General features: G+C 36.5%; 18 protein-coding genes and 1 pseudogene. 9 read left to right on the top strand and 10 right to left on the bottom strand.

Annotated elements, in window-relative coordinates; all coding sequences use genetic code 11:
- Positions 1–270: 270 nt before the first annotated feature.
- The 6 genes from ACYQ3L_RS06510 to ACYQ3L_RS06485 form a co-directional block, all read right to left on the bottom strand.
- Positions 271–612 (bottom strand): DUF4405 domain-containing protein, encoded by a 342-nt coding sequence (locus tag ACYQ3L_RS06510; RefSeq protein WP_379994060.1) that lies wholly within the window; start codon positions 610–612, stop codon positions 271–273.
- 3 nt (positions 613–615) lie between these two features.
- Positions 616–1,446, bottom strand: coding sequence for a DUF4249 domain-containing protein (locus ACYQ3L_RS06505; RefSeq protein ID WP_379994059.1), 831 nt, complete (start codon positions 1,444–1,446; stop codon positions 616–618).
- A 24-nt stretch (positions 1,447–1,470) separates the two neighbouring features.
- A complete protein-coding gene (locus ACYQ3L_RS06500; RefSeq protein WP_379994058.1) occupies positions 1,471–3,846 on the bottom strand; it encodes a TonB-dependent receptor in 2,376 nt (791 codons plus the stop codon).
- Positions 3,847–4,055: 209 nt separating this feature from the next.
- On the bottom strand, positions 4,056–4,748 hold the full coding sequence (locus ACYQ3L_RS06495) for a LytR/AlgR family response regulator transcription factor (RefSeq protein WP_379994057.1): 693 nt from the start codon (positions 4,746–4,748) through the stop codon (positions 4,056–4,058).
- Entirely contained in the window at positions 4,745–5,770 is a 1,026-nt protein-coding gene (locus ACYQ3L_RS06490) for a sensor histidine kinase (protein WP_379994056.1), read from the bottom strand. The genes ACYQ3L_RS06495 and ACYQ3L_RS06490 overlap by 4 nt, the downstream gene beginning before the upstream one ends.
- Positions 5,771–6,101: 331 nt before the next feature.
- Positions 6,102–6,341 carry an Arm DNA-binding domain-containing protein gene (locus tag ACYQ3L_RS06485; protein ID WP_379994065.1) on the bottom strand — a complete coding sequence of 80 codons (240 nt, stop codon included), beginning with the start codon at positions 6,339–6,341 and terminating at the stop codon, positions 6,102–6,104.
- 319 nt (positions 6,342–6,660) lie between these two features.
- On the opposite strand from ACYQ3L_RS06485, the gene istA reads away from it, so the two are divergent.
- The 9 genes from istA to ACYQ3L_RS06440 all read left to right on the top strand — a co-directional run bounded on the left by istA (position 6,661) and on the right by ACYQ3L_RS06440 (position 15,716).
- Positions 6,661–8,244: an IS21 family transposase gene (gene istA / locus ACYQ3L_RS06480; protein WP_380002093.1), complete on the top strand. Its 1,584-nt coding sequence runs from the start codon at positions 6,661–6,663 to the stop codon at positions 8,242–8,244.
- Positions 8,231–9,013, top strand: coding sequence for an IS21-like element helper ATPase IstB (istB, locus tag ACYQ3L_RS06475; RefSeq protein ID WP_459952321.1), 783 nt, complete (start codon positions 8,231–8,233; stop codon positions 9,011–9,013). The genes istA and istB overlap by 14 nt, the downstream gene beginning before the upstream one ends.
- Before the next feature lie 75 nt (positions 9,014–9,088).
- Positions 9,089–10,315 (top strand): tyrosine-type recombinase/integrase, encoded by a 1,227-nt coding sequence (locus tag ACYQ3L_RS06470; protein ID WP_379997711.1) that lies wholly within the window; start codon positions 9,089–9,091, stop codon positions 10,313–10,315.
- Complete coding sequence (locus ACYQ3L_RS06465; RefSeq protein WP_379997597.1) at positions 10,308–11,111, top strand: hypothetical protein; 804 nt, start codon at positions 10,308–10,310, stop codon at positions 11,109–11,111. Before ACYQ3L_RS06470 ends, ACYQ3L_RS06465 begins: the two co-directional genes overlap by 8 nt.
- A 27-nt stretch (positions 11,112–11,138) precedes the next feature.
- On the top strand, positions 11,139–12,659 hold the full coding sequence (locus ACYQ3L_RS06460; protein ID WP_379997599.1) for an RNA-binding domain-containing protein: 1,521 nt from the start codon (positions 11,139–11,141) through the stop codon (positions 12,657–12,659).
- Between the two features lie 311 nt (positions 12,660–12,970).
- The gene (locus ACYQ3L_RS06455; protein ID WP_379997601.1) at positions 12,971–13,309 is read left to right on the top strand and encodes a helix-turn-helix domain-containing protein; all 339 of its coding nucleotides are present in this window, start codon (positions 12,971–12,973) and stop codon (positions 13,307–13,309) included.
- Between the two features lie 416 nt (positions 13,310–13,725).
- Positions 13,726–14,106 (top strand): plasmid mobilization protein, encoded by a 381-nt coding sequence (locus tag ACYQ3L_RS06450; protein WP_379997603.1) that lies wholly within the window; start codon positions 13,726–13,728, stop codon positions 14,104–14,106.
- On the top strand, positions 14,087–15,022 hold the full coding sequence (locus ACYQ3L_RS06445; RefSeq protein ID WP_459952365.1) for a relaxase/mobilization nuclease domain-containing protein: 936 nt from the start codon (positions 14,087–14,089) through the stop codon (positions 15,020–15,022). The genes ACYQ3L_RS06450 and ACYQ3L_RS06445 overlap by 20 nt, the downstream gene beginning before the upstream one ends.
- Positions 15,023–15,029: 7 nt before the next feature.
- Positions 15,030–15,716: a hypothetical protein gene (locus ACYQ3L_RS06440; protein ID WP_379997607.1), complete on the top strand. Its 687-nt coding sequence runs from the start codon at positions 15,030–15,032 to the stop codon at positions 15,714–15,716.
- A 342-nt stretch (positions 15,717–16,058) separates the two neighbouring features.
- On the opposite strand, the pseudogene ACYQ3L_RS06435 reads toward ACYQ3L_RS06440, so the two are convergent.
- From ACYQ3L_RS06435 to ACYQ3L_RS06420, 4 genes and pseudogenes are all read right to left on the bottom strand, one after another.
- Positions 16,059–17,270, bottom strand: a pseudogene (locus ACYQ3L_RS06435) (IS256 family transposase).
- Positions 17,271–17,429: 159 nt separating this feature from the next.
- Positions 17,430–18,206, bottom strand: coding sequence for a galactosyltransferase-related protein (locus ACYQ3L_RS06430; protein WP_379997609.1), 777 nt, complete (start codon positions 18,204–18,206; stop codon positions 17,430–17,432).
- Position 18,207: 1 nt separating this feature from the next.
- Positions 18,208–19,275 (bottom strand): lanthionine synthetase LanC family protein, encoded by a 1,068-nt coding sequence (locus ACYQ3L_RS06425; protein WP_379997611.1) that lies wholly within the window; start codon positions 19,273–19,275, stop codon positions 18,208–18,210.
- 172 nt (positions 19,276–19,447) lie between these two features.
- Positions 19,448–20,752, bottom strand: a complete 1,305-nt coding sequence (locus ACYQ3L_RS06420; protein ID WP_379997613.1) for an HlyD family secretion protein — start codon at positions 20,750–20,752, stop codon at positions 19,448–19,450.
- Position 20,753: the final 1 nt, after the last annotated feature.

Below are 20,753 nucleotides of genomic sequence, written 5' to 3'. Positions count from 1 at the left end.
CCATTCTTTTTTTCACACCAATTCCTTATTCTTCGCCTTTTTTCAATTCCTCTGTATCTTCTCTGTGTATTTCCGGGGCGAATATTCCCAAAGTAGAAGATAATCCTAAATCAGCTAAGAGGCCAATATTTAAATCTGCATCTAGAAGTTTATACTTGCTTATTTTATATGCACATCTTCATTTTTCTTTCAAAGGGGAGAATCTGCTCTTGCATTCTGAATTGCTCCGTCTGACTGTTTTTGAATTCAGAATATAAGATCCTCCGTTTGCTATCCTCCTAAAAGAAGGTATACGATAAAAGTTCCTATGGTTAGAAATAAAATTATTGATAGAACTGCTGTAATAATTTCCTTACTAATGCCACCCTCCTTATTCTTAGGATAAGACTTAAAGGACTGCCAGTTTAATTTTAGATGAAATATATTTAAGATTATAAAAGCGATTCCGGCTAAAGCATGACATGATACGCTAATATGTTTTTCAAGGCTATCAGGGTCATCTTCAAAGAACTGAATTAATATAGCTGTAATAAACAAAATTATCAGAGCAAAGAATAGTCCGATAGACACGAACGCTCGATAATTAAATCCTCTTTTATATGATACTTTCATAGTTTATTCTTTAATAGTATAATCTTTAACATCTACTTCCGATAATCTGAAATATCCATAAGCAAAATTTTTACTGTCGGTCTGATTTACAATATTACCTCGAACAGCAGCTGGTGTTGGAGAAAACATAGGTCCATCATCATTACCTGATGCTAGTAGTAGTTTTGCCATATAGTCATAATATCTTTTAGAGATTCCGTATAATTTGAGGTTTAGAACGTCCCCCACTTCCAAATCCTCATGTGAATAATAAACAGCTGTTAAGGCGCCCTGATTCATTTCGTTATTTTCGACACTATATTGTGGGAATATTATATGCCTCATCTTAACGCTATACAGATAGTAATTATACTCAGCACCATTGTCCTGATAGTAGTATGTAATTTCAATTTCGTCACCTGCCATACCTCCTTTATTGTTCTGTTGGATTGTATCTTCGATTTTTGGTGTCCCGATTAAAGTTTCCGTAGCGGTATATGTTTCTCCATTCAGGTTAACTGTCAATGTATATGTTTCTCCAATAACAGGTTCAAAATTGGTGCAGATATATTCACCTTTACTGGTAGTCTCAATAAAATCAAAAACGATATTCTCTGTATTGGCTACAGAAATGGTTGCTCCTGAAACGGTCGGAAATTTATCCTCGTAGTAGCCTGTTGTGGTCGTCAATTTAATTTTTTGTTCGTTGCCTGTTGTACCCTTTATCCAGTCAATGGATGCATCTATTACCAGTCTTGGCTCGGCTGTCTCTAAATCGACTTTGATAACATCTTCATAGCACGCAGTAAAGGACAAAGCTATTATTACGATTAGAATTATATTTAATGATTTCATCTTATGATTTTTTGAATGTTTATTTTAAAACTTGAAATTGTAAGTGATTCCGGGGATAATACCGAATATGGACATTTTCTTAACTTCACTCAATCCTGTCGTTGCATTTTGTCCGAAATTGTAAGAAGCTGCATTGTGCCTGTTGTAAACATTGTAGATACTAAATACCCATTCGCCTTGCCATCCTTTTTTCTTATTCGGATTTGGCGTGTAAGTTGCCGATAAATCTAAATGGTGATATGCTGCTAATGAATTTGCGTTTCGTGTACCATAATTCGCAATAGTTATTCCCTGATACTCGTATTTTCCATTCGGAAATGTTGCGGCTTTACCCGATTGAAAAGTAAAAGTACCTCCTAAAGACCATTTTTTACTTAGTTGATAAGCACCTGTAACTGATAGGTTATGCAATTTATCATAATTAGCCCGATACCATTTTCCGTTATTTATTCCCGGTTCATTGGCATTTCTCCCCGGAGTCTGTTGTTCTGCTTTAGAAAGGGTATAAGAAAGCCAACCTGTTAATCGTCCTGTATTCTTTCTTGCCATCAATTCTAACCCATATGAGCGAGCCTTACCATTCAGGAGGACTCTTTCTATTGCTTTATGTGCAATTAAATTTGCCCCATCAATGTAATCCGCTTTATTTTTTATCGTTTTGTAGAATGTTTCAACTTCTAGTGAGTAATTATCACCGCCAAAGTTCTGTAAATAACCTAATGCCACCTGATCGGAAATCTCCGGTTTAAGAAATTTGTCACTGGGAGCCCAAATATCAAGAGGTGTGGCAGATGCCGTATTGGATATCAGGTGGATATATTGACTCATCCGGTTATAACTTAACTTTATAGATTTATCATCATTTAGAGCATAAGCCATTGCCAATCGTGGTTCAAGGTTACCAAAACTTACGATAGATTTATTTGTGCCATAATATTTTGTTCCTATAGGGGTTCCTTCTTCATAAATCTGAAATTCAGGATTGAAAACTACCGCTTCATTATTTTCGTATATATTTATTTCTTCTTTGCCGAGTCGTTGGAAGTTACTGTATCGGAGTCCGTAGCTGACTGATAACTTATCCGTTAACTTCTGCTCTGCACTAAGGTACAGGGCATTCTCAAAAGAATTCTTTTTAGCAATCTGATCCGGAATAACTCCCGATGTTTCATCGAAAGGTCTTATTGTTCCGGGATTAAACTGATAATAAATAGAATTAAGTCCATAATTCAGGATCAAGTTATTGGATAGATAATGCTTAAAATCATATTTGAAGTTATAGTTTCTAATATTTGACTTCCAGTCGATACCTGCAAACTTTATCTTTAATCCATATTTATAATCGCTATATATAGCTGACATATTAGAGAATATCTTATCGGTAAAGATGTGATTCCATCTTACATTGGTTAGAATATTTCCATAATTGTTTATCAAAGATTTATTCATGTCAAAAACATCATTACCCAGATATCCGGAGACAAAAAGATTATTCTTGTCGTTGAATCGATAATTAAGTTTGGCATTCAGGTCATAGAAGTATGCTGAGTTCGGCTCATCTGCCAACTTCAGTAAAAGGTGTGCGTATGTTCCTCTCCCAGCCACAACAAACGAGCTTTTATCTTTTACGATTGGTCCTTCTACTAACAAGCGACTGGAGATTAATCCGATTCCCCCATTTACATGATATTCTTTATTATTTCCCTCTTTCTGATAGATGTCTAAGACCGAGGATGCCCGACCTCCGAAATTAGAAGGAATACCTCCTTTATATAATTTTAGATCTTTGATCACATCGGAATTGAAAACAGAGAAAAAACCGAACAGGTGTGAAGTGTTATAAACTGCCGCTTCATCGAGTAAAACAAGATTTCCATCTACAGAGCCTCCTCTTACATTAAATCCTGATGCGCCTTCCTGTGCATTAGTTACTCCCGGAAGTTGTAATAATGATTTCAACACATCGACTTCACCCATAACCGCCGGCATTTTCTTAATTGTGCTTATAGGAAGTTTATTCACACTCATCTCAGGTTTGAAGATTCTGGTCTTATTTTCATTGACAGTGACTACAACCTCTCCTAATGTTGAACTTTTCTCAAACATTGAGAAATTCTTAGTTGTGTTTGCGGTCAGAGAAATATTCTCCTGAATAGTTTCAAAACCCATGTAGCTGATGATAACAGTATAATCCCCTTTAGGCAATGTTATAGAGTAAAAGCCATAGGAATTGGTAGCAGTGGAAGTACTTCTTGCTTCTGAAATAATAATACTTGCACCAATCAATGTCTCATTATTGGAGTGATCGGCAATAGTGCCGCTCAATGTAAATTTCTCTTGCGAGAAAGCGTTGAGTGCAGTTGATAAAAGGAATAGTGTATAAAGAAATTTCATTTTCATCCTACTTATTTATTGGAGTTTATCTTTAATGACAGAATTATGAGTTCGCTATCGTGAATCTGTTTTCATAATCACGATGCAAATATGCTATCAATAAAAAGGTCGTGGAAATTTTTGAGAAGAAGGGGCGGATTTATGCGATGAATGAAAATACCCTGATAACGATCAACGGTTGTCAGGGTATTTTCAAAGGAAATCGGAAGGTATCTTTAAGAAGAGTAACGATTAAAAAAATCATCGGCATATGTTCTTCCGATGGGGAACTCTTTATCTCCTATGAATATGGTGGTTCCTCTTACTGCTTCAATTTTATTGAATGGTAAAATATAGCTACGATGCACACGAATAAAATCGATAGAATTTAGCTTCTCTATCATATCTTTCATAGACATTCGGGCTACAATCGTTTTGCGGTCTTTGATATGAATTTTAAGATAATCGGCTAAGCCTTCAATGTATAGAATGTCCGCTAAAGGAATTTTTACCAGATTAAAATCGGCGCGAACAAAGATATTCTTATCTGCACTTTGATCTTGCTTATTGATATAGTCAAAATACTCCTGAGCTTTAGATATAGCTTGTGTAAATCGTTTCAGATTGATAGGCTTAAGTAAATAGTCAATAGCATTTAATTCATAGCTGACAACGGCATATTCATTAAAAGCAGTAGTGAAAATCACCATTGTTTTATGCCGCAATGCTTTTACTAAGTTAATTCCGGTCATCGCTGGCATTTGTATATCGCAAAAAATCAGATCGACCGGATACTTATGTAGATATCTTAGTGCTTCACTCGGCTGAGTAAATGTTCTTTGAAGATTAATGTTCTCATTCTTTTCGCACAATGATTTAATCACTGTAAGTGCTAACGGTTCATCATCTATGGCAATTGCATTCATCATTGTAAATCGATATATAAAGAAACGAGAAACTGCTTTTCTATATTATTGATAACCAACAAATGCTTTGAGGGGTAAGTTAAATCTAACCGATGCTTTGTGTTTTCAATGCCTAATCCACTTTTTTCATAAATATTCTGCTGAATACTTACTTTATTATTTGCCACACTCAACTGAAGCTCTTGCTTATTCATCGTTATTTCGATTTTTATATGGCTTTTTTGCTCAGAATTTACTCCATGCTTAAAAGCATTCTCAACAAAAGGAATGAGTAACATAGGAGCAATTTGCAAGTCTGGAATATTTTCCATGCAATTATATTCCAGCTTCACACTCCTGTCTAATCGAAGCCGTTGTAGTTCAATATAATTACTAATATAATTTATTTCATCTTCCAGTAAAACAAAATCCTGTTGTGTATCTCTCATTGTATATCGCATCATCTCTGAAAGTTTATCTATCATATCCGCAGCTTTGGGCGAGGTATCAATAACTGTCGCATATATATTGTTCAGCGTATTAAACAAGAAATGAGGGTTAATTTGCGATTTTAGGGATGCTATTTGTGCTGAAAGTTTTTCGTTTTCTGCTTGCTTTAGTCTAGTATAAAATGCCCATAAAATAGAAGAGCCGATTGACAAGAGCCACAATACAATAGCATTGATCATAATAACCGGAATGATCTTTTCAACTATCGGCTCCGATTCGGTTAACCTTTCAGGGTTAAAATCAGAGAAATAAAATATTATGCCAAGAGTAAATAATACTATTACTATTATCAATAGTAAGAATAGAAAATAGAGCCAGTTCCTTTTTGAAAACAAAAACTTAGGGATAAGAAAAAAATAATTGAAGTAAAATGTAATTAACAGCACACTGCTTATCGTAAAGCATAATAAAAGATACTTGACGTCAGAAGCCGGATCTAATGAGTTAAACACCTGATCGGTTGAAATATATGGAACAACCAGCAACAACAACCAAACTAAGGTATGTATGGCAATGGTAAGTCGTTTAGTTTTCATAATTATATCTAAAATAAATTGCAAATTAAAGGTTTGTTTGTTTTCCTCCAAAAGAAATGAGAAGAACGTAGATAGTTTAGAGAAGTATGAGGAACAATCATGCTTTTTCGATTATATTGAATATTATTTTTTCTTTCCAACTGATAAACCACCAATTTAAAAAGAGAATAATAAAAGCAAGGTTTTGATAAATAATACTCTTTCGTAGAAAGGAAGATTATTTATTCAAACTCGTAGAGCCTGACCTTGCTGAATTATTCTCTTGATATATCTTCGTGATCAGATGAAAGAAACTACAATGAAAATTTCTTATCTACTTCTTGAATATCCCTCATAATAGAACTATCCAATACTTTGGCAGAATATTCTGAACTTTAGCTCTTACCGTATCAATATACATATTGATCTCGGTGGATAGTTTGTCTTTGGTTTTAAGTTTACCTTTGGTCTGATCCCAATTCTCGACAAGTGTACTTCGTCGGACAAACATTTCACAGAACCGCTTGTCTACAGTGATTCGGAAGGCAATAGGGGCTTCTCCGTTTGCTTTGATTTTATTCTTTTTGAGAATAAATAAAACATGAAAGGATTTTTCGCCTATTAGGACAAAAGAAAAAACCTTGACTTTCTACTGAAAATCAAGGTTTTACTTCTTTTTGCATCATTTGCTAGTGATCCCGCTGGGAACGCTTTTTTTATCTCGTAATAGATGTTGGAAAATCCAGTGAGCGTTGCCCCCTCGTGCCAGTCTAAATTGACCCCATGTACCAAAATATGTTTGACCCTTTTCGCCAAAATAAAAATGTCCCCTGTCGGAATATAAACCAACAGGGGATTTTTATGTAATTTAGATTTACCCTCCTGGTCGATGGGTTAAAACTAAAATTACTATGACAACAAAATTAGCAAACATTCTTCATTGCTATGCAATGGGGATGGGTATAAAAGGTATCAGCGCGACCTTTGAGCTATCCCGTAACACAGTGCGCAAGTATGTGCGTTTGTTTCAAGAGAGTGGTATGCCAATGGAGCAGCTTCAGTCCATGCCGGCGAAGCGCCTTGAGGAGATGTTTGGAAGCAGCGGTGAGAGGGAACGTACCCCTTCAGTGCGTCAGTTGGAACTGGAGGCGCTCTTACCTGAGTATGCCGCAAGACTTACACGCAAAGGAGTGACAGTAAAATCTTTGTATGAAGAGTACCGGCGAGAGCATCCGGGTGGATTCCGTCATGCAAGTTTCGGCGCGTACATACAACGTTATCGGCTTGTATCACGTCCGGTGGGTCACGTTGAGCATTACGCCGCAGACCAGCTGTATATTGATTTTGCGGGCGACCGTCTAGAGGTTGTTGATGAGCAAACAGGCGAAGTCAGATCCGTTGAAGTTTTTGTAGCCATCCTTCCTTGTAGCCACTATACCTACTGTGAGGCAGTCTGGTCGCAGAAGAAAGAAGACCTTATAAAAGCATGTGAGAATGCACTACACTTCTATGAGGGTGTGCCCTTTGCAATCGTCCCTGACAATTTGAAGTCGGCGGTAACTCGGAGCAATCGCAATGAGCCGGTTATTAACGAAGACTTTGCCGCTTTTGCCGAGCATTATGGTTGTAGTGTATATCCGGCACGTGTCAGGCACCCAAAAGACAAAGCCCTTGTAGAGAACGCTGTAAAACTGATGTACAAGTCTGTTTATACCGATCTCGAAGGTCTGATGTTCCATGATTTGGAATCACTCAATGCCTGCATTATCCAATCTCTAAGTCGTTTCAACGAGAGAAAACTTACCGGACGCAATCAGTCTCGCAGGCAGTTGTTTGAAGAGGTAGAAAAAGACTATCTACGAACTTTACCCTCTGTGCGGTATCAGATGAAGGAACGCAAATCTGTGACCGTGATGCGTAATAGCTATGTAACTCTCAAGAAGCATCATTACAGCGTGCCAAAGGAATATGTAGGCAAGCGTGTCGATATTGTTTACGATGCTGATACTCTCGATATCTTCTATGGCCTGCGGCTGGTAACAACCCACCAGCGTGATGACACTCCCTATGGCTACACTCGGAAGGAGGCACACAATCTTCCCGGTAGGCATGGTAGCTACGAAAAGGATCTGGACGAGGTTTTTGAACGAGCTACTCAGATAGATAATATCGTCTTGCTTTATCTCAAGGATGTAGCATCGCAGAAGAAATATATGCCTCAGGCCTTCCGCTCATGCAGAGGTATCCTAGCCTTGGAAAAGACCTTCGGACAGGACAGGCTTGTGGCGGCATGCGCCTGTGCTTCATTGATGCGCGTTTACGGATATCAAGATGTTATCGGTATCCTGAACCGGGGCGATGATGCAGACTTTCTGCCACAGGCTGATCAGGACTCGGACACCAACTTATCACTTCCGCACCACAAGAACATCCGTGGACGTGAATACTTCTCAAAATCAACAACAAAAACTAACAACAACAATGGAAACAAATAATAAAACCGCACCCGTTACTCAGGAGAAAGACCAAAATATCATTTCTCTGGATCTGATGAACCGTATGAAGCTGCATGGTATGGCTGCCGCCTTTAAGGAAAGCCTGCAGTCCACCGTTGCCGAGTCTATGACTGCTGACGGCTTCCTCTCATTACTATTGGCTCGTGAATGGGACTATCGTTCGGATGCCTCCATACAACGCCTGATTCGAGGGGCCGGCTTTCGATACAAGGCTTATCTTGAGAATATAGACTATACCATCAATCGAAGTCTCGACCGCAACCATATAGAACGGCTCTCGTCGCTTGACTTTATCCGTCAAGGAAAGAATCTGTTCATTACCGGTTCATCCGGAACCGGCAAAAGTTATATTGCAACAGCCATTGGGTATCAGGCGTGTAAGAACGGAATACGAACTAACTATGCCAATGCATCCAAACTTATGGGAGCGCTAAAAGTTGCAAAGACAAAGGGGATCTTCGAGGCCGAACTCAAGAAAATAGAACGATGTCAGTTACTTATACTTGATGATCTCTTTCTTGTTCCTCTTGACGCTAAAGAACGTTCAATATTGCTTGACATCATCGAAGATCGTCATGAGCGCAAATCTATCATTGTGACCTCACAATTACCGGTTGCCAACTGGTATGATGCAATAGGAGAACCAACAGTCGCTGATGCCATTCTTGACCGCATCGTCCACTCGGCGCATCAGATAGAACTTACCGGTGAGAGTGTGAGAAAAATGAAGGTAGACAAAAACAAGTAAATCTAAAATAAAAATGACCCCGTCGACCAGGATAATTTAGGGGTAATCATAAAGTTTTTTCAGGGGTCAATTTAGATTTGGCACGAGGGGGCAACGCTCACTGGATTTTCCAGGTGTCCTGTTAAACTTGTAATTTATTATAATAAGCAGAAGAAAAGATATAATACGGATTTTTCACTCTCGGTTGAAGATTGGGATAGGCTAAATTCTGTTCAATTGAAAGATAAGGTATTGAAGAAGTTGAAGTCTGATATGGATGCTCTAAAAGTCAGAGCAACCAAAACTGTTGAATTGTTAGGCGACACGTTTTCTTTTGAAACTTTTGAAATACTGTTCTATGATAAGCAAATAAAACAAAGGGCAGACAAACAGGATGTTTATAGCAGCTTTGAAGTGTATATTGGAAAACTAGAAGATGAAAAACGAATTGGCACAGCCAGATCCTATATTGATGCTTTAAAATCTTTACGTTCCTTTTCTCCTAAACTGGAATTTAAGAATGTGACGGTAGACTTTCTCAATTCTTATGAACGACATATGTTAGAGAATGGAAGGTCGGTTACAACTATTGGAATTTATCTGCGATCATTAAGAGCTATCATAAATATAGCTAAAGCCGATAAAATAATCAGTGAAGATCAATATCCCTTCGGTATGAAAAGCCATCGCAAATATGAAATTCCTAAAGCAAACAATATCAAAAAAGCGTTAGAAGAATCTGCGATTACCGAAATAGTTAAGTACGAACCTTTAACAGAGGAAGAAGCCAAAGCTCGTGATTTATGGCTTTTCAGCTTCTATTGCAACGGAATGAATATGGCTGATATATTTGCTTTGAAATATGAAAATATAGATGGTAATTTTATTTATTTTCATCGTAAGAAAACTATCCGAACCCGAAAAATACAAGAGCCTCTCGAAATATTTATATCCGAACCAGTAGCAGCTATAATTAAACGATGGGGAAATAAAGAACGTCTAAATAAAAATCATATATTTGATGTAATAAATAGTACTATGACACCCGATGATATCTATCATACAACTCATATAACCATCCGCAGTATTAATGCTTATATGAAGCGGATAGCTAAACGTTTGGGCATAGATGCTAAAGTCACAACGTATGTAGCACGCCATTCGTGGGCGACAACACTTTTACGAAATGGGGTATCAACAGCATATATTTCAAAAGGATTCGGGCATGCTTCTTTTGCTACCACAGAGCAATATTTGGGAGGTTTTACGCAAGACCAGAAAAAAGATGTTGCAGAAATACTAACTAAACTCGCAAATGGATGAATTAGCAACATATAGAAAAATACTTTTAAGGAAGAAACTTTCTCGGCTGAATGACTACTTCAATCGGAATAATGAAAATGTAGCTGATAAAAACTTTCTTATCAGGTACGGTTGGAAAATAATTACATTTTTCATAAAAAGCTTTTTTGGTATCTGTCTGTATGTGGAATATCTTTCATGGAAATTTAACGACTTTGCTTTTGATGCTCATTACATGGATTTTCAAATACAGGCAAGAGGATTTACGGCTAATGAAGCCATTAAATTTTTGACCGAACAAGAAATAAAATTGAAAGAATACATATATAGGAATGTTATAGCTAAGGAAAAGCAATCAAAAGCAGAGAAATCTTTAGACTACCTATTTACGAAATACAGAGCACAAAAAAAAGAAGAAACAGGAATACCCCATATTTCAAGAAGGCAACCCGAATGGATTACAAGAGTCTGGGAAAACCTATTAGCATATAAATGTGTTGTTTTTGAATATAAAAGTGATTTTGTTTTAATAATGATGGGGGCTACTCCAGTCAATAAACTTATCTGGAGTAAAGGGTTGATAAAATTGGTTCAATTTGTTGAAGAGGGAATTGAAATAGGTAAAATATATCGTCAGGGCTTTGATGGCAAAGATCAATTTATAATGGAATATATTACTTCCAACTTTCGCCCAAATCCCAATATACCGAATCAGAAACTGGAGCATTACACGAGTGAAAGAATAAAAACCGCACAAAATGAATTTCTCAAAATAAAGCCGAAAGACAGGATAAAAGAGTTTTTCGTTTTTGATTAGACCATAGAATTTAGATATACACAACAGATGAATTTTAAAGAAATATTATCTCAACCAGAAGGTCGCCGATTAGAGTTTAAGGAGCAATTACCTAAAACTTCGGATTTAGCGAAAACAATTGTGGCATTTTCAAATGACGCAGGTGGCGAACTTTTCATAGGGATAAAAGACAATCCTCATGAAGTGGTCGGTCTGCCCGAAGATGATTTGACCTCCATCGAGGAGCAGATAAGTAATATTATTTATACCAAATGTTACCCGACAATAATTCCTGATATAACATTCTTGTCCGAAGGAGACAAGCATCTGATACGAGTAACTATATACAGAGGAAATACCCCTCCTTATTATGTGAAGGATTTAGGGAAGTTGCACGGTACTTTTATACGTGTCGGCTCAACCAATCGTCAGGCGGACGAAAATATTATTGGCGAACTTGAAAGACGAAAGCGAAATCTGTCTTTTGATAGTGAGATTGTACTTGATAAACCTTTGAGTGCACTTAAATATGACAGCTTCAAGCAAATATATAAGGATAAGACAAGTGAAGATTTAGACCTCCAAGCACTGAAAAAGTTAGAACTTGTAAAAGACGTTGAGGGGGTACTATATCCAACTCAGGCACTTATATTATTTTCGGATGATAATTTGCGTAATTCTTTGTTTCACTTTGCCAAAATCGAATGTGCACGTTTTAAAGGCACTAAGTCCGAAACGTTTATAGATCAGAAAACGATAAGCACAGACATTTCGATGCAAGCCGAAGAAGCATATAACTTTGTTCTTCGCCACATTAATAAAGGGGCTACAGTAGAAGGCGTTTACACTATATCTCGCTGGGAATATCCGCTTAAAGCCATTCGAGAAGCTTTACGGAATGCGGTCGTCCATCGTGATTATTCATTGACAGGGAAAGATATAAAAGTCGCCATCTATGATGATATGATTGAGATTACGAGCCCCGGACTACTTCCTCCATCTATTGACTATTCGGCAATGGAAAGCCGTCAGTCTGATGCAAAGAATAAAATAATAGCACCTGTTTTTAAGCGTCTAGGCATTATCGACCAGTGGGGAAATGGACTAAAGATGATTGCTGACGAATTGAAAGAATATCCCGATATAGAATTTAAGTGGAGGGAAACAGGACTATCGTTTCAGGTTCAGTTTATAAAAAAGGAATTTGTTAAGCAGCAAGAGTTGCAGCAAGAGTTACAGCAAGAGTTACAGCAAGAGTTACAGCAAGAGTTACAGCAAGAGTTGGAGCAAGAGTTGGAGCAAGAGCTACAGCAAGAGTTACAAAACAAATCATTGTATGCGGAAATTCTATTAATACTTACAAACAAGACTTTATCGAGAAAGGAATTATCGGTAGAACTTGGGCAGAAACAAGTTTCAGGACAGCTTAATAAAATAATCTCAAAACTTATTGAGGACAAACTTATTGAGCATACCATCCCCAATAACATAAATCATCCATCTCAAAGATTTCAAATAACAGAAAGAGGAAACACCTTCCTGAAAATTTTAGATCAAGAAAAGAAATAATATATTTTTTTCTCGAATAAAAGCCCCCCTATAATGGAAACTTTCCATTATAGGGGGGCTTTTTCTATTAATACTGAGCAAAACACGCAATTTTTCATGCTTCAAATTGGTTATTTTAGGTCGAAACTGAACAATAGTATTCTAAAATCAAATACTATGAATAATATAGGAAATACTACACCATTTCAGTATGTGATAATTCACTGTATTACATCGCATTACATATATAAATACTTCTAATTCCATAACTTTTTGACTATTAAGATATTTGCTCCATAGAAATTTTTTGTATCACCAAAATTATTTGTTTTATGGAAGAATTGTTTAATAAAAAATCGTTGGAACAGCTCATTAAGAAATGGGTAAGTGAAGTTATTGATGAAAAGCTTATACCCAAAGTATTGCCTTTTCTCAGAGAAAAAGAGAAAGAAGAAAATCCTAAGAAATTAGTCAAGCTGAAAGAAGCCAGTGAATTCACAGGTTTTGAGAAAAAGTACATCTACAACCTCGTAAATCAAAATGCTATTCCGTTTATACGAGTTCGTAAATCATTGCGGTTCGACTTGGAGGAACTGGACGCATGGATGCGAGCAGGCAAACCTAAGATTGTCGATCTGGGATTAAAAAAGTTAAAGGAGGATACACAATAATGATCCTTACAGTATCCGTTTTACACTCGTCGGGAGGAGTGGTCTCCCCCCTTGCCGCCGGGCGATCCCCCACCGATGAGTTATTGGTGTTTTGTTCCGGCTGAATTTTGGGCATTCGCTCATCTGACTAACACCTGTCAGATTTTGAAGTCTGGTGTGTTTAGCTCGCTGAGTTTATACAGTGTGCCTGATCGCCCAAAGTCCAGCTAAATTATCAGGCTGTCCTTCGGGATTGCACTACTCCGGTTAGCAGCTATCCTCCCAAGTTGAGGCGCATGGCAAGGTTATGGAAATGTATACATTTCCTACCTTGCTCCGCCTTTGGCGGAGGGGAAAACCGCTCCCGTTGGTCGCAGTTTTATGTGGACGGCATTAAAGAAATAAGCATTTATCTTAATTAAAACAAGCTGAATATTATGCATGATAATATAAAAAATAACGTATCAAAAAATAGAGTCTCTGCACGGTTGAAAGAGAAAGTCATTAGTGTAAGGGTTACAACAATGGAATATCTAGCCCTGAAAAAAAGAGCCCGGGATGCAGGTCTGAGTTTAAGCAGTTTCGCCCGTTCTTCATTGCTCTCAGCTAAAGTAGTCCAGCGTATAGGCAAAGACGATGCAGATACGCTTCGCAAACTATCGGGAGAAGCCAATAACCTGAACCAATTAGCAAGGTCAGCCAACAAGGATGGCTTTACAAGTGTAGCAATAGAGATAACAAGCCTGCGAAACATAATTGTAAGTATTATTAACCATTTATCAGATGATTGGAAAAATTATGCAAAGAGCCGCTTTTAAAGGATGTGTCCGCTATGTTATGAATAAGCAGGATGCAAAGATGATAGCTGCCGACGGGGTGCTTCTATCCAATATGGATAGTATCATCAGGAGCTTTAACACCCAACGCCTGATGAAACCGAATATCAAGCATCCCGTTGGGCATATATCGTTAAGCTATCTGCCTGATGATACTGACAGGCTTACTAACGGGGCTATGGTAACATTGGCTAAGGAATATATGCAGGAGATGAATATAACCGATACCCAGTATATCATAGTACGCCATTATGACAACGGAAATCCCCATGTACATATCGTCTATAACCGCATTGATAATAACGGCAAGGTGATAAGCGATAAAAATGACCGTTACCGCAATGAGGCTGTCTGTAAGAAAATAAAGAATAAATACGGATTGTCTTATGGTAAAGGAAAGGATAAAGTCAAGCAGCATAAGCTAAGAGGTAAGGATAAGACCAAATATCAGGTGCATGATGGAATAAAGGAAGCTTTGAAAAAAGCAACCGATTGGACTGACCTTGAAAAGCTGTTGAAAGAAAAAGGCATAAGCATTTCCTTCAAATATAAAGGACAGACCCATGAGGTACAAGGTATTTCCTTTACCATCGGCGATGTGACTTTCAAAGGCTCTGAGGTAGACCGTAATTTCAGTTACTTAAAACTTGACAAGCAACTGAAAGACAATGCTCAGGATTGTATTCAGAGTAAAACCACAGGACAATCTTTTGCCAAAGAGAATAACTCTCAAAGTCAGGGAGCCGGTATTGTCGGTTCACTGATCGAGGGTTTAGACTCAATGTCGGTATTCCAGACTCATGGTGAAGATCAGCAGGAAGAACGCTTTCAAAATGAGATGGAACGCTTCCAAAAGAAAATAAACAGAAAAAATAATAAACGACCCAGATTAAATTAATTGAATTATGAATGATAAAATAGACAATATCCAGATAACAATGGACGGTTTTTCAGAAATACTGTCCGAGATTATGATTGAGATTCGTTCTTTGAAAAAAGCAGATGATGGAGAATCTGCACTAAAGATTGATTTACTAAATAAAATAGTACAAACTATTGACGAGGCCAAGAAAGGTGTTACTGGGGAAGAGTTAAAGGCATACACAGCAGCAATGATTGCGACGATGCGACAGTTACAGGATGAAGCTAATAATTCCTTTTCAGAGTTCCTCAATGAAAAAATAGCTCAATTGGAAACAGTAGCTAAACAACCGAGCCTTGTAAAAAATCAATATACAATTGATTTTAAGTCGAGTAAGACTGTTATTGCTATTATTTTTCTTTCACTCGGTCTGTTTTGTTCTTTGTTTGGAAATTACAATCAGTATCAGGAAAATAGCAGGTTGACCGATAATGATCTGAAATATAGGTTTGTGAAAATGAAGAATGGTATCTTATCGAATGAGATTACACGTTTAGAGAACTTTTTCTATTATCCGGATAGTGCTTCTATTGTTAAGAATATCCGTAAAAGTGTGATTGATTATGAGCATCGCTTGCAAGAGCAGGCTCGGAAGCAAGAACAAAAGAAACAGAATGAAGAAAATATTAAACGGCTGGATAGCGAAATTCAAGAACTGAATGTGGAATAAATTGAAATAAAGGCAAAGACAAGAGCTTTGCCTTTATTTTGATATTACTTGAAAAGATAAAAACATGTTTCTGTTTTCGTTTCTTTTATTTTCAAGGAGTAGGAAGGAAGTTGAAAACTACTTTTTCGGGCGTGTAAATTTAACTGTGTCAAATAATTTTTCATCTCTATAACTTCGGTTTTATTTACATTGATTTTTTACAATGGGTAATGTCTATCCGGAGCTTTGTTGGTAAAAACGGTAGGGGTCGATCCCCTAATCGTTTTTGCGTTACAATGGTATAAAGTGTCACCATCGCTTTGTTGGTTTTACAAAACTAATAAAATATTGGATATATTGTTATTAATCCAGTAATTTAAATCTATCTGGATATATAATAGCCAGTTGCTGAGCCGTTTTACTCCACTCCAAGAGCGGCATCGTCCACTTCTTTTTGATATTACGGTAAGCTAGGTAAACGAGCTTCTCTAAAGCTGTATCATTAGTGAAAACTCCTTTATTTTTGGTTACTTTTCTGATTTGACGGTGATATCCCTCGACTGTGTTGGTGGTGTATATCATCCGTCTTATTCCTTCAGGATATTGGAAGTAAGCCGAGAGCCGGTCCCAGTTATTGCGCCATGATTTTATAATGATGAGGTAATCTTCTGCCCATTTAAGTTCCAGATTGTCCAGTTCTACTTCCGCTTGTTCTTTGCTGACAGCACGGTAAACCAGTTTAAAATCACGCATAAACTCTTTCTGGTTTTTACTGGCTACATACTTGATAGAGTTCCATATCTGATGGACAATACAGGTTTGAACAGTAGTATCAGGGAAAATACTTTTGATGGCATCGGCAAAGCCGGTCAGATTGTCGGTACAGGCAATCAGGTTATCTTCCACTCCCCGGCTTTGTAGATCCGATAAGCAGGACAGTCAGAAGTTGGCTCCTTCACTTTTAGCAATATACATGCCTAACAAGTCTTTGTAACCCTCTTTGTCTATACCCAAAACGTTATAGATAGCTACCGGTCGGTTCTTATCGTACATAACTTTGTAATGAATGGCATTCATCCAAACGATAGCATAAACATTATACAAAGGACGGCTACGCCAGGCCTGGATCTCGGGGAGAACCCGGTCTGTGATGGAACTAATAGTTTCAGCCGATACACGGTTGCCCAGACTCTCTTCCATCCAATCGCTGATCTGGCGGGTACTGTTACCTATAGCATATAAACCGATAATGCGATCTGCAACACCATCTGCTAAAATACGTTCGCGTTTTTTGATAAATTCAGGCTCAAATGTAGATTCTCGGTCTCGAGGGGTATGCACGGTGACTTCACCCAGAGGGGTTTGAACCTGTTTAGGGGTATGGCCATTACGTCGATTTCCCGACTGGCGTTCCTGTTCATCTAAATGAACATCCATTTCTCCTTCCAATGCAGCATTTAGGATATTTTCCAATAACGGGGCAAAAGCGCCATCCCTGCCTAATAAAGACTTGCCTGATTTAAGTTGCTCCAGGGCTTTCTTCTTAATACTTTCAAAATCAAACTTTTTTTCCATAATAAAAACTGTGTTAGTAAAAATAATATTTTATTCTTGCTTGACACAGTTTACTTTACAGTCTCACTTTTTCTGAAACTATAATATACCGAATCTATTAAATGGTTAATTACAGTTATATGATTAGTTACTGAATTTAATGTGTAAATAAAATAAATATTACTTAGAACTTATTTTCCGCATATTCAATAATTCTTCTTTTGTGCTGTTTGCAACTGAAGTTGTTGTAAAAGTTAATCTCTCAAAATGACTTTCGGATCTTGATTTTCCATTTATATCTCTAGGGTGTGTCAAATGATACAGAGGTCCTTTGCTGCGATATATATTATATTCAAAGACAAGCCATCTTTGGTATCTTTCAGAATCCTCCGGTCCCCAACCATAAAAATTAAGATTTTCCATTCCGGCATAAATATATTTTTCCTTATTAACAATGATAGCTCCCCCAACCATTTGATCACCATAGATCAAATTCATTTTACTTTCATTTCGCCTAAAAAAGTCAATATCCCTATGGTTTATATAATGCTCTCGAATGATCTCAGAGACATCATAAAATTTGCCATCATAGGGAAAAGCAATATCAGATTTACCAACTCTCAGTTGATTTACGGCATCGATTGTTTGGTCTTTATTGATAATTATGTCAGCATCCCAAATGGCAAGAAATGGAGTTCGTACTTTTTCAGTCATCATATTAAGATACTTCGTCCTGAAAAAAATGGGATCTTTATCTTCTATAAAATAGTACTGTATTTCATCCTTCAACAAATGAGTAATCAGATTATTGTTATATGATGAAGCTTCTAGTAGTAAAATATTAGTTTCGAATGCTTGAAATAAAGACTCAACAGTTAATAATAGGTTTTCTAATCTTATGATAGAATCAAGTCGTATAGGTATAATAAAAGTTGTATCTAATAAGTCTGTCTTCATTTTATAATGAATTATTTATTGAATGTAACATTAAAATAGTCCCGGGGAAACCATTGAATAGACCCTTATGAATTTTGAAAAAAGCTGGTTTCTCTAGCAACGATTTCCAAGCTTCAGATTTTGTAATTTTATTTTGAAAAGAATTTACATCAAATTGAATTTGCATCAAGGATTTCATCTCATTGATTTTTATTAAAAGAGCATAGATACTTGCGATTCCATTACTAAAAAAAATATCCTTGTCTTTTAATTCTTTAGTTATTAAATATTCAATATCAATCTGATGTCCTAAATCAAGAAAGTAATTATCCCATTCAATTGAATTGATATGGGATCTTATAGAGAGTGCTCCCCACAAAAGATATAGTTTGTTTGAATGTAATACCGGCCTATGTGATAGAATCTTATTAATTGTTGCAGATAGCAAAGTATTTATTTTACTATTATAGATGTTCAATTTTAATAAATTATTAAATGTATATAGTAAAAAAGGTAAATGATAGTGGTACAAGGAATAGCCCGGGGCCTCTTTAAAAAAATCATCAGAGATTTCATCACCCAAAAGGTTGATTAATTTAATAATTAGCCGCTCAAACAAAAACGTGTTGTCAGAATCGGGTTTTAGATCAACAAGGCGCAAATAAAGATAATATAAAAGTTGAATATTGGTAGATCCATTCAGATAAGGCATGGTTTGAACATCTAATAATATATTAGATAAACTTTTATATATCTGATCATCAATCTCCTCCAATATGTCGTTTACATCTCCGGGTTCATATCCCTCTAAAATTAGATATCTAATTCCGAGGGCTATTCCAGCTAGACCACTTTCTAAATCAATATTCATACCTTGATTCAGATTGTCATTGATTTCTTCTAATATCTGCTTTGCAATCTGCCGATATTCCATTTTATTCTGTTGCCTGCTTAGAATATAAAAATATATGCAGATACCCATCTTTCCATGGGCTAACCCCAGACTAGGATTGAACTTAAACGATTCTAAAAGTTCTTCATGAAGCTTTTTATATATAGTTTCAGTAGCCGAAGAAAAAGTTATATTCATTATTACTAAAGTTTATTTGTTTTAAAATTAAAGATGTTTGCCCAATTTGGATAATTTCTTCTCCATGTTTCAGCTAGTTCTGGTAAAGGCTCATCAATTCCTGACTAGATCTGATGGATTATTTTAGGCATTTTTATCATAGCAAAAACTAGATATTTTTGTTATTAAGTTTTCATATATTTTCTTTAAACACTCTCCTTATTGGCATAAAGAAACGTTCTAGTAAAGATATATCCTCCGTTATAATATCCCCCTGGGCTTGCATCTCCGGTAGATAAGGCAATTCTTTGTTATAAGTAGTCAATAAACCTTCGGGTAACTTTATCTCAACAATATAGTTATTTCCATCTTTACCTTTAGAGGGCACTAACGATATATTCTGAACAATGCCACGTACAATGCCAAATTCATTATCAGGAAAATTCTCAAATCGGATATTAACCTTCTGCCCAATTTTCACTTTCCCCGACCGAGCGATAGGTAGAGACGCTTTCCCGATGATCTCTCCTTTATCTGTAGGTATGATATTGAATATTTCATCTCCAACTGTTATGTTTTGATTTGCGACCCAGTAAGTTGTAAATGTGACCTTTCCATTAACTGGGGCTATAAGTACATTATTTATTTCCCATGTTTGGATTTCAGTCAATAGCTGTGTCAGATATGTCTTTATCTGCGTTTCTAAGGTGTTTTTCTTTTCTATGTATTGATTTTCAGTATCTAAAAGATCTTCATGCATTTGTGCTATTTGTATTTGCATATTCTCTAGGGTTGAAGACATATTTTCTAAAGAAAGACGTCCTTGTAGAGATTGATTTTGAGATTTTTCAAATTCTTCATTAGATAGAACGCCTTTTTTATTTAATGTCGAATCTCTAGCATACTGTAGTTTTATTAATTTCAACTGTTCTTCTATTATACTTTTTTGTCGTAACATATTGGTGTAATATACTTCGTTCCGCTTTATGCGGTCTCCCATCAAATCTATCTTTTTCAGATAATAATCTTGTTGCTTAAATTGGATATAATCGGATATTATTATGTAAAAAGAAGAATATATGCCTTGTACACTGCCTAAATTCATTTCTTTAGGGGGTAATGTGTTTATTGTATCAAGACCTTTATCAATCCCAATTAAATATTTTTTGAGTGAAAGTATATCCTTAGTATTTGCTGGGTTTTCAATAACAGCTAAATAATCCCCTGCTTTAACAATTTGATTATCCTTGATATTCAATTCTGTTAATTTACCTGAGACCTTTGCGACTATGGCTGCCGGAGGAGTGGTTCCTGTTAACGTCATAGTAGAACTTATAATATCCGGATATTTAAAAATAGAGCTTCCGACTAAGATAATTATAATAATTGTTGCTAACATCGTTATACCCCATCGTAAAATCCAAGGTGGAATATCTCCTAATACCTCTTGAAATTCCTCGCTTCTTAATTCAACCTCTTTTTCTTTTCCCTCAGCCATA

Source organism: Dysgonomonas termitidis (genome assembly GCF_054657735.1).
This window is presented reverse-complemented; position numbering and strand designations above follow the sequence as displayed.

Excerpts from the sequence above, each read along its gene's own strand:
- istA (WP_380002093.1), top strand. The coding sequence starts at position 6,661 with ATGACAACAAAATTAGCAAACATTCTTCATTGCTATGCAATGGGGATG.
- istB (WP_459952321.1), top strand. The coding sequence starts at position 8,231 with ATGGAAACAAATAATAAAACCGCACCCGTTACTCAGGAGAAAGACCAA.
- ACYQ3L_RS06455 (WP_379997601.1), top strand. The coding sequence starts at position 12,971 with ATGGAAGAATTGTTTAATAAAAAATCGTTGGAACAGCTCATTAAGAAA.
- ACYQ3L_RS06490 (WP_379994056.1), bottom strand. The coding sequence starts at position 5,770 with ATGAAAACTAAACGACTTACCATTGCCATACATACCTTAGTTTGGTTG.
- ACYQ3L_RS06420 (WP_379997613.1), bottom strand. The coding sequence starts at position 20,752 with ATGGCTGAGGGAAAAGAAAAAGAGGTTGAATTAAGAAGCGAGGAATTT.
- ACYQ3L_RS06505 (WP_379994059.1), bottom strand. The coding sequence starts at position 1,446 with ATGAAATCATTAAATATAATTCTAATCGTAATAATAGCTTTGTCCTTT.
- ACYQ3L_RS06500 (WP_379994058.1), bottom strand. The coding sequence starts at position 3,846 with ATGAAAATGAAATTTCTTTATACACTATTCCTTTTATCAACTGCACTC.
- ACYQ3L_RS06430 (WP_379997609.1), bottom strand. The coding sequence starts at position 18,206 with ATGAAGACAGACTTATTAGATACAACTTTTATTATACCTATACGACTT.
- ACYQ3L_RS06510 (WP_379994060.1), bottom strand. The coding sequence starts at position 612 with ATGAAAGTATCATATAAAAGAGGATTTAATTATCGAGCGTTCGTGTCT.
- ACYQ3L_RS06460 (WP_379997599.1), top strand. The coding sequence starts at position 11,139 with ATGAATTTTAAAGAAATATTATCTCAACCAGAAGGTCGCCGATTAGAG.
- ACYQ3L_RS06440 (WP_379997607.1), top strand. The coding sequence starts at position 15,030 with ATGAATGATAAAATAGACAATATCCAGATAACAATGGACGGTTTTTCA.
- ACYQ3L_RS06450 (WP_379997603.1), top strand. The coding sequence starts at position 13,726 with ATGCATGATAATATAAAAAATAACGTATCAAAAAATAGAGTCTCTGCA.
- ACYQ3L_RS06445 (WP_459952365.1), top strand. The coding sequence starts at position 14,087 with ATGCAAAGAGCCGCTTTTAAAGGATGTGTCCGCTATGTTATGAATAAG.
- ACYQ3L_RS06425 (WP_379997611.1), bottom strand. The coding sequence starts at position 19,275 with ATGAATATAACTTTTTCTTCGGCTACTGAAACTATATATAAAAAGCTT.
- ACYQ3L_RS06495 (WP_379994057.1), bottom strand. The coding sequence starts at position 4,748 with ATGATGAATGCAATTGCCATAGATGATGAACCGTTAGCACTTACAGTG.
- ACYQ3L_RS06465 (WP_379997597.1), top strand. The coding sequence starts at position 10,308 with ATGGATGAATTAGCAACATATAGAAAAATACTTTTAAGGAAGAAACTT.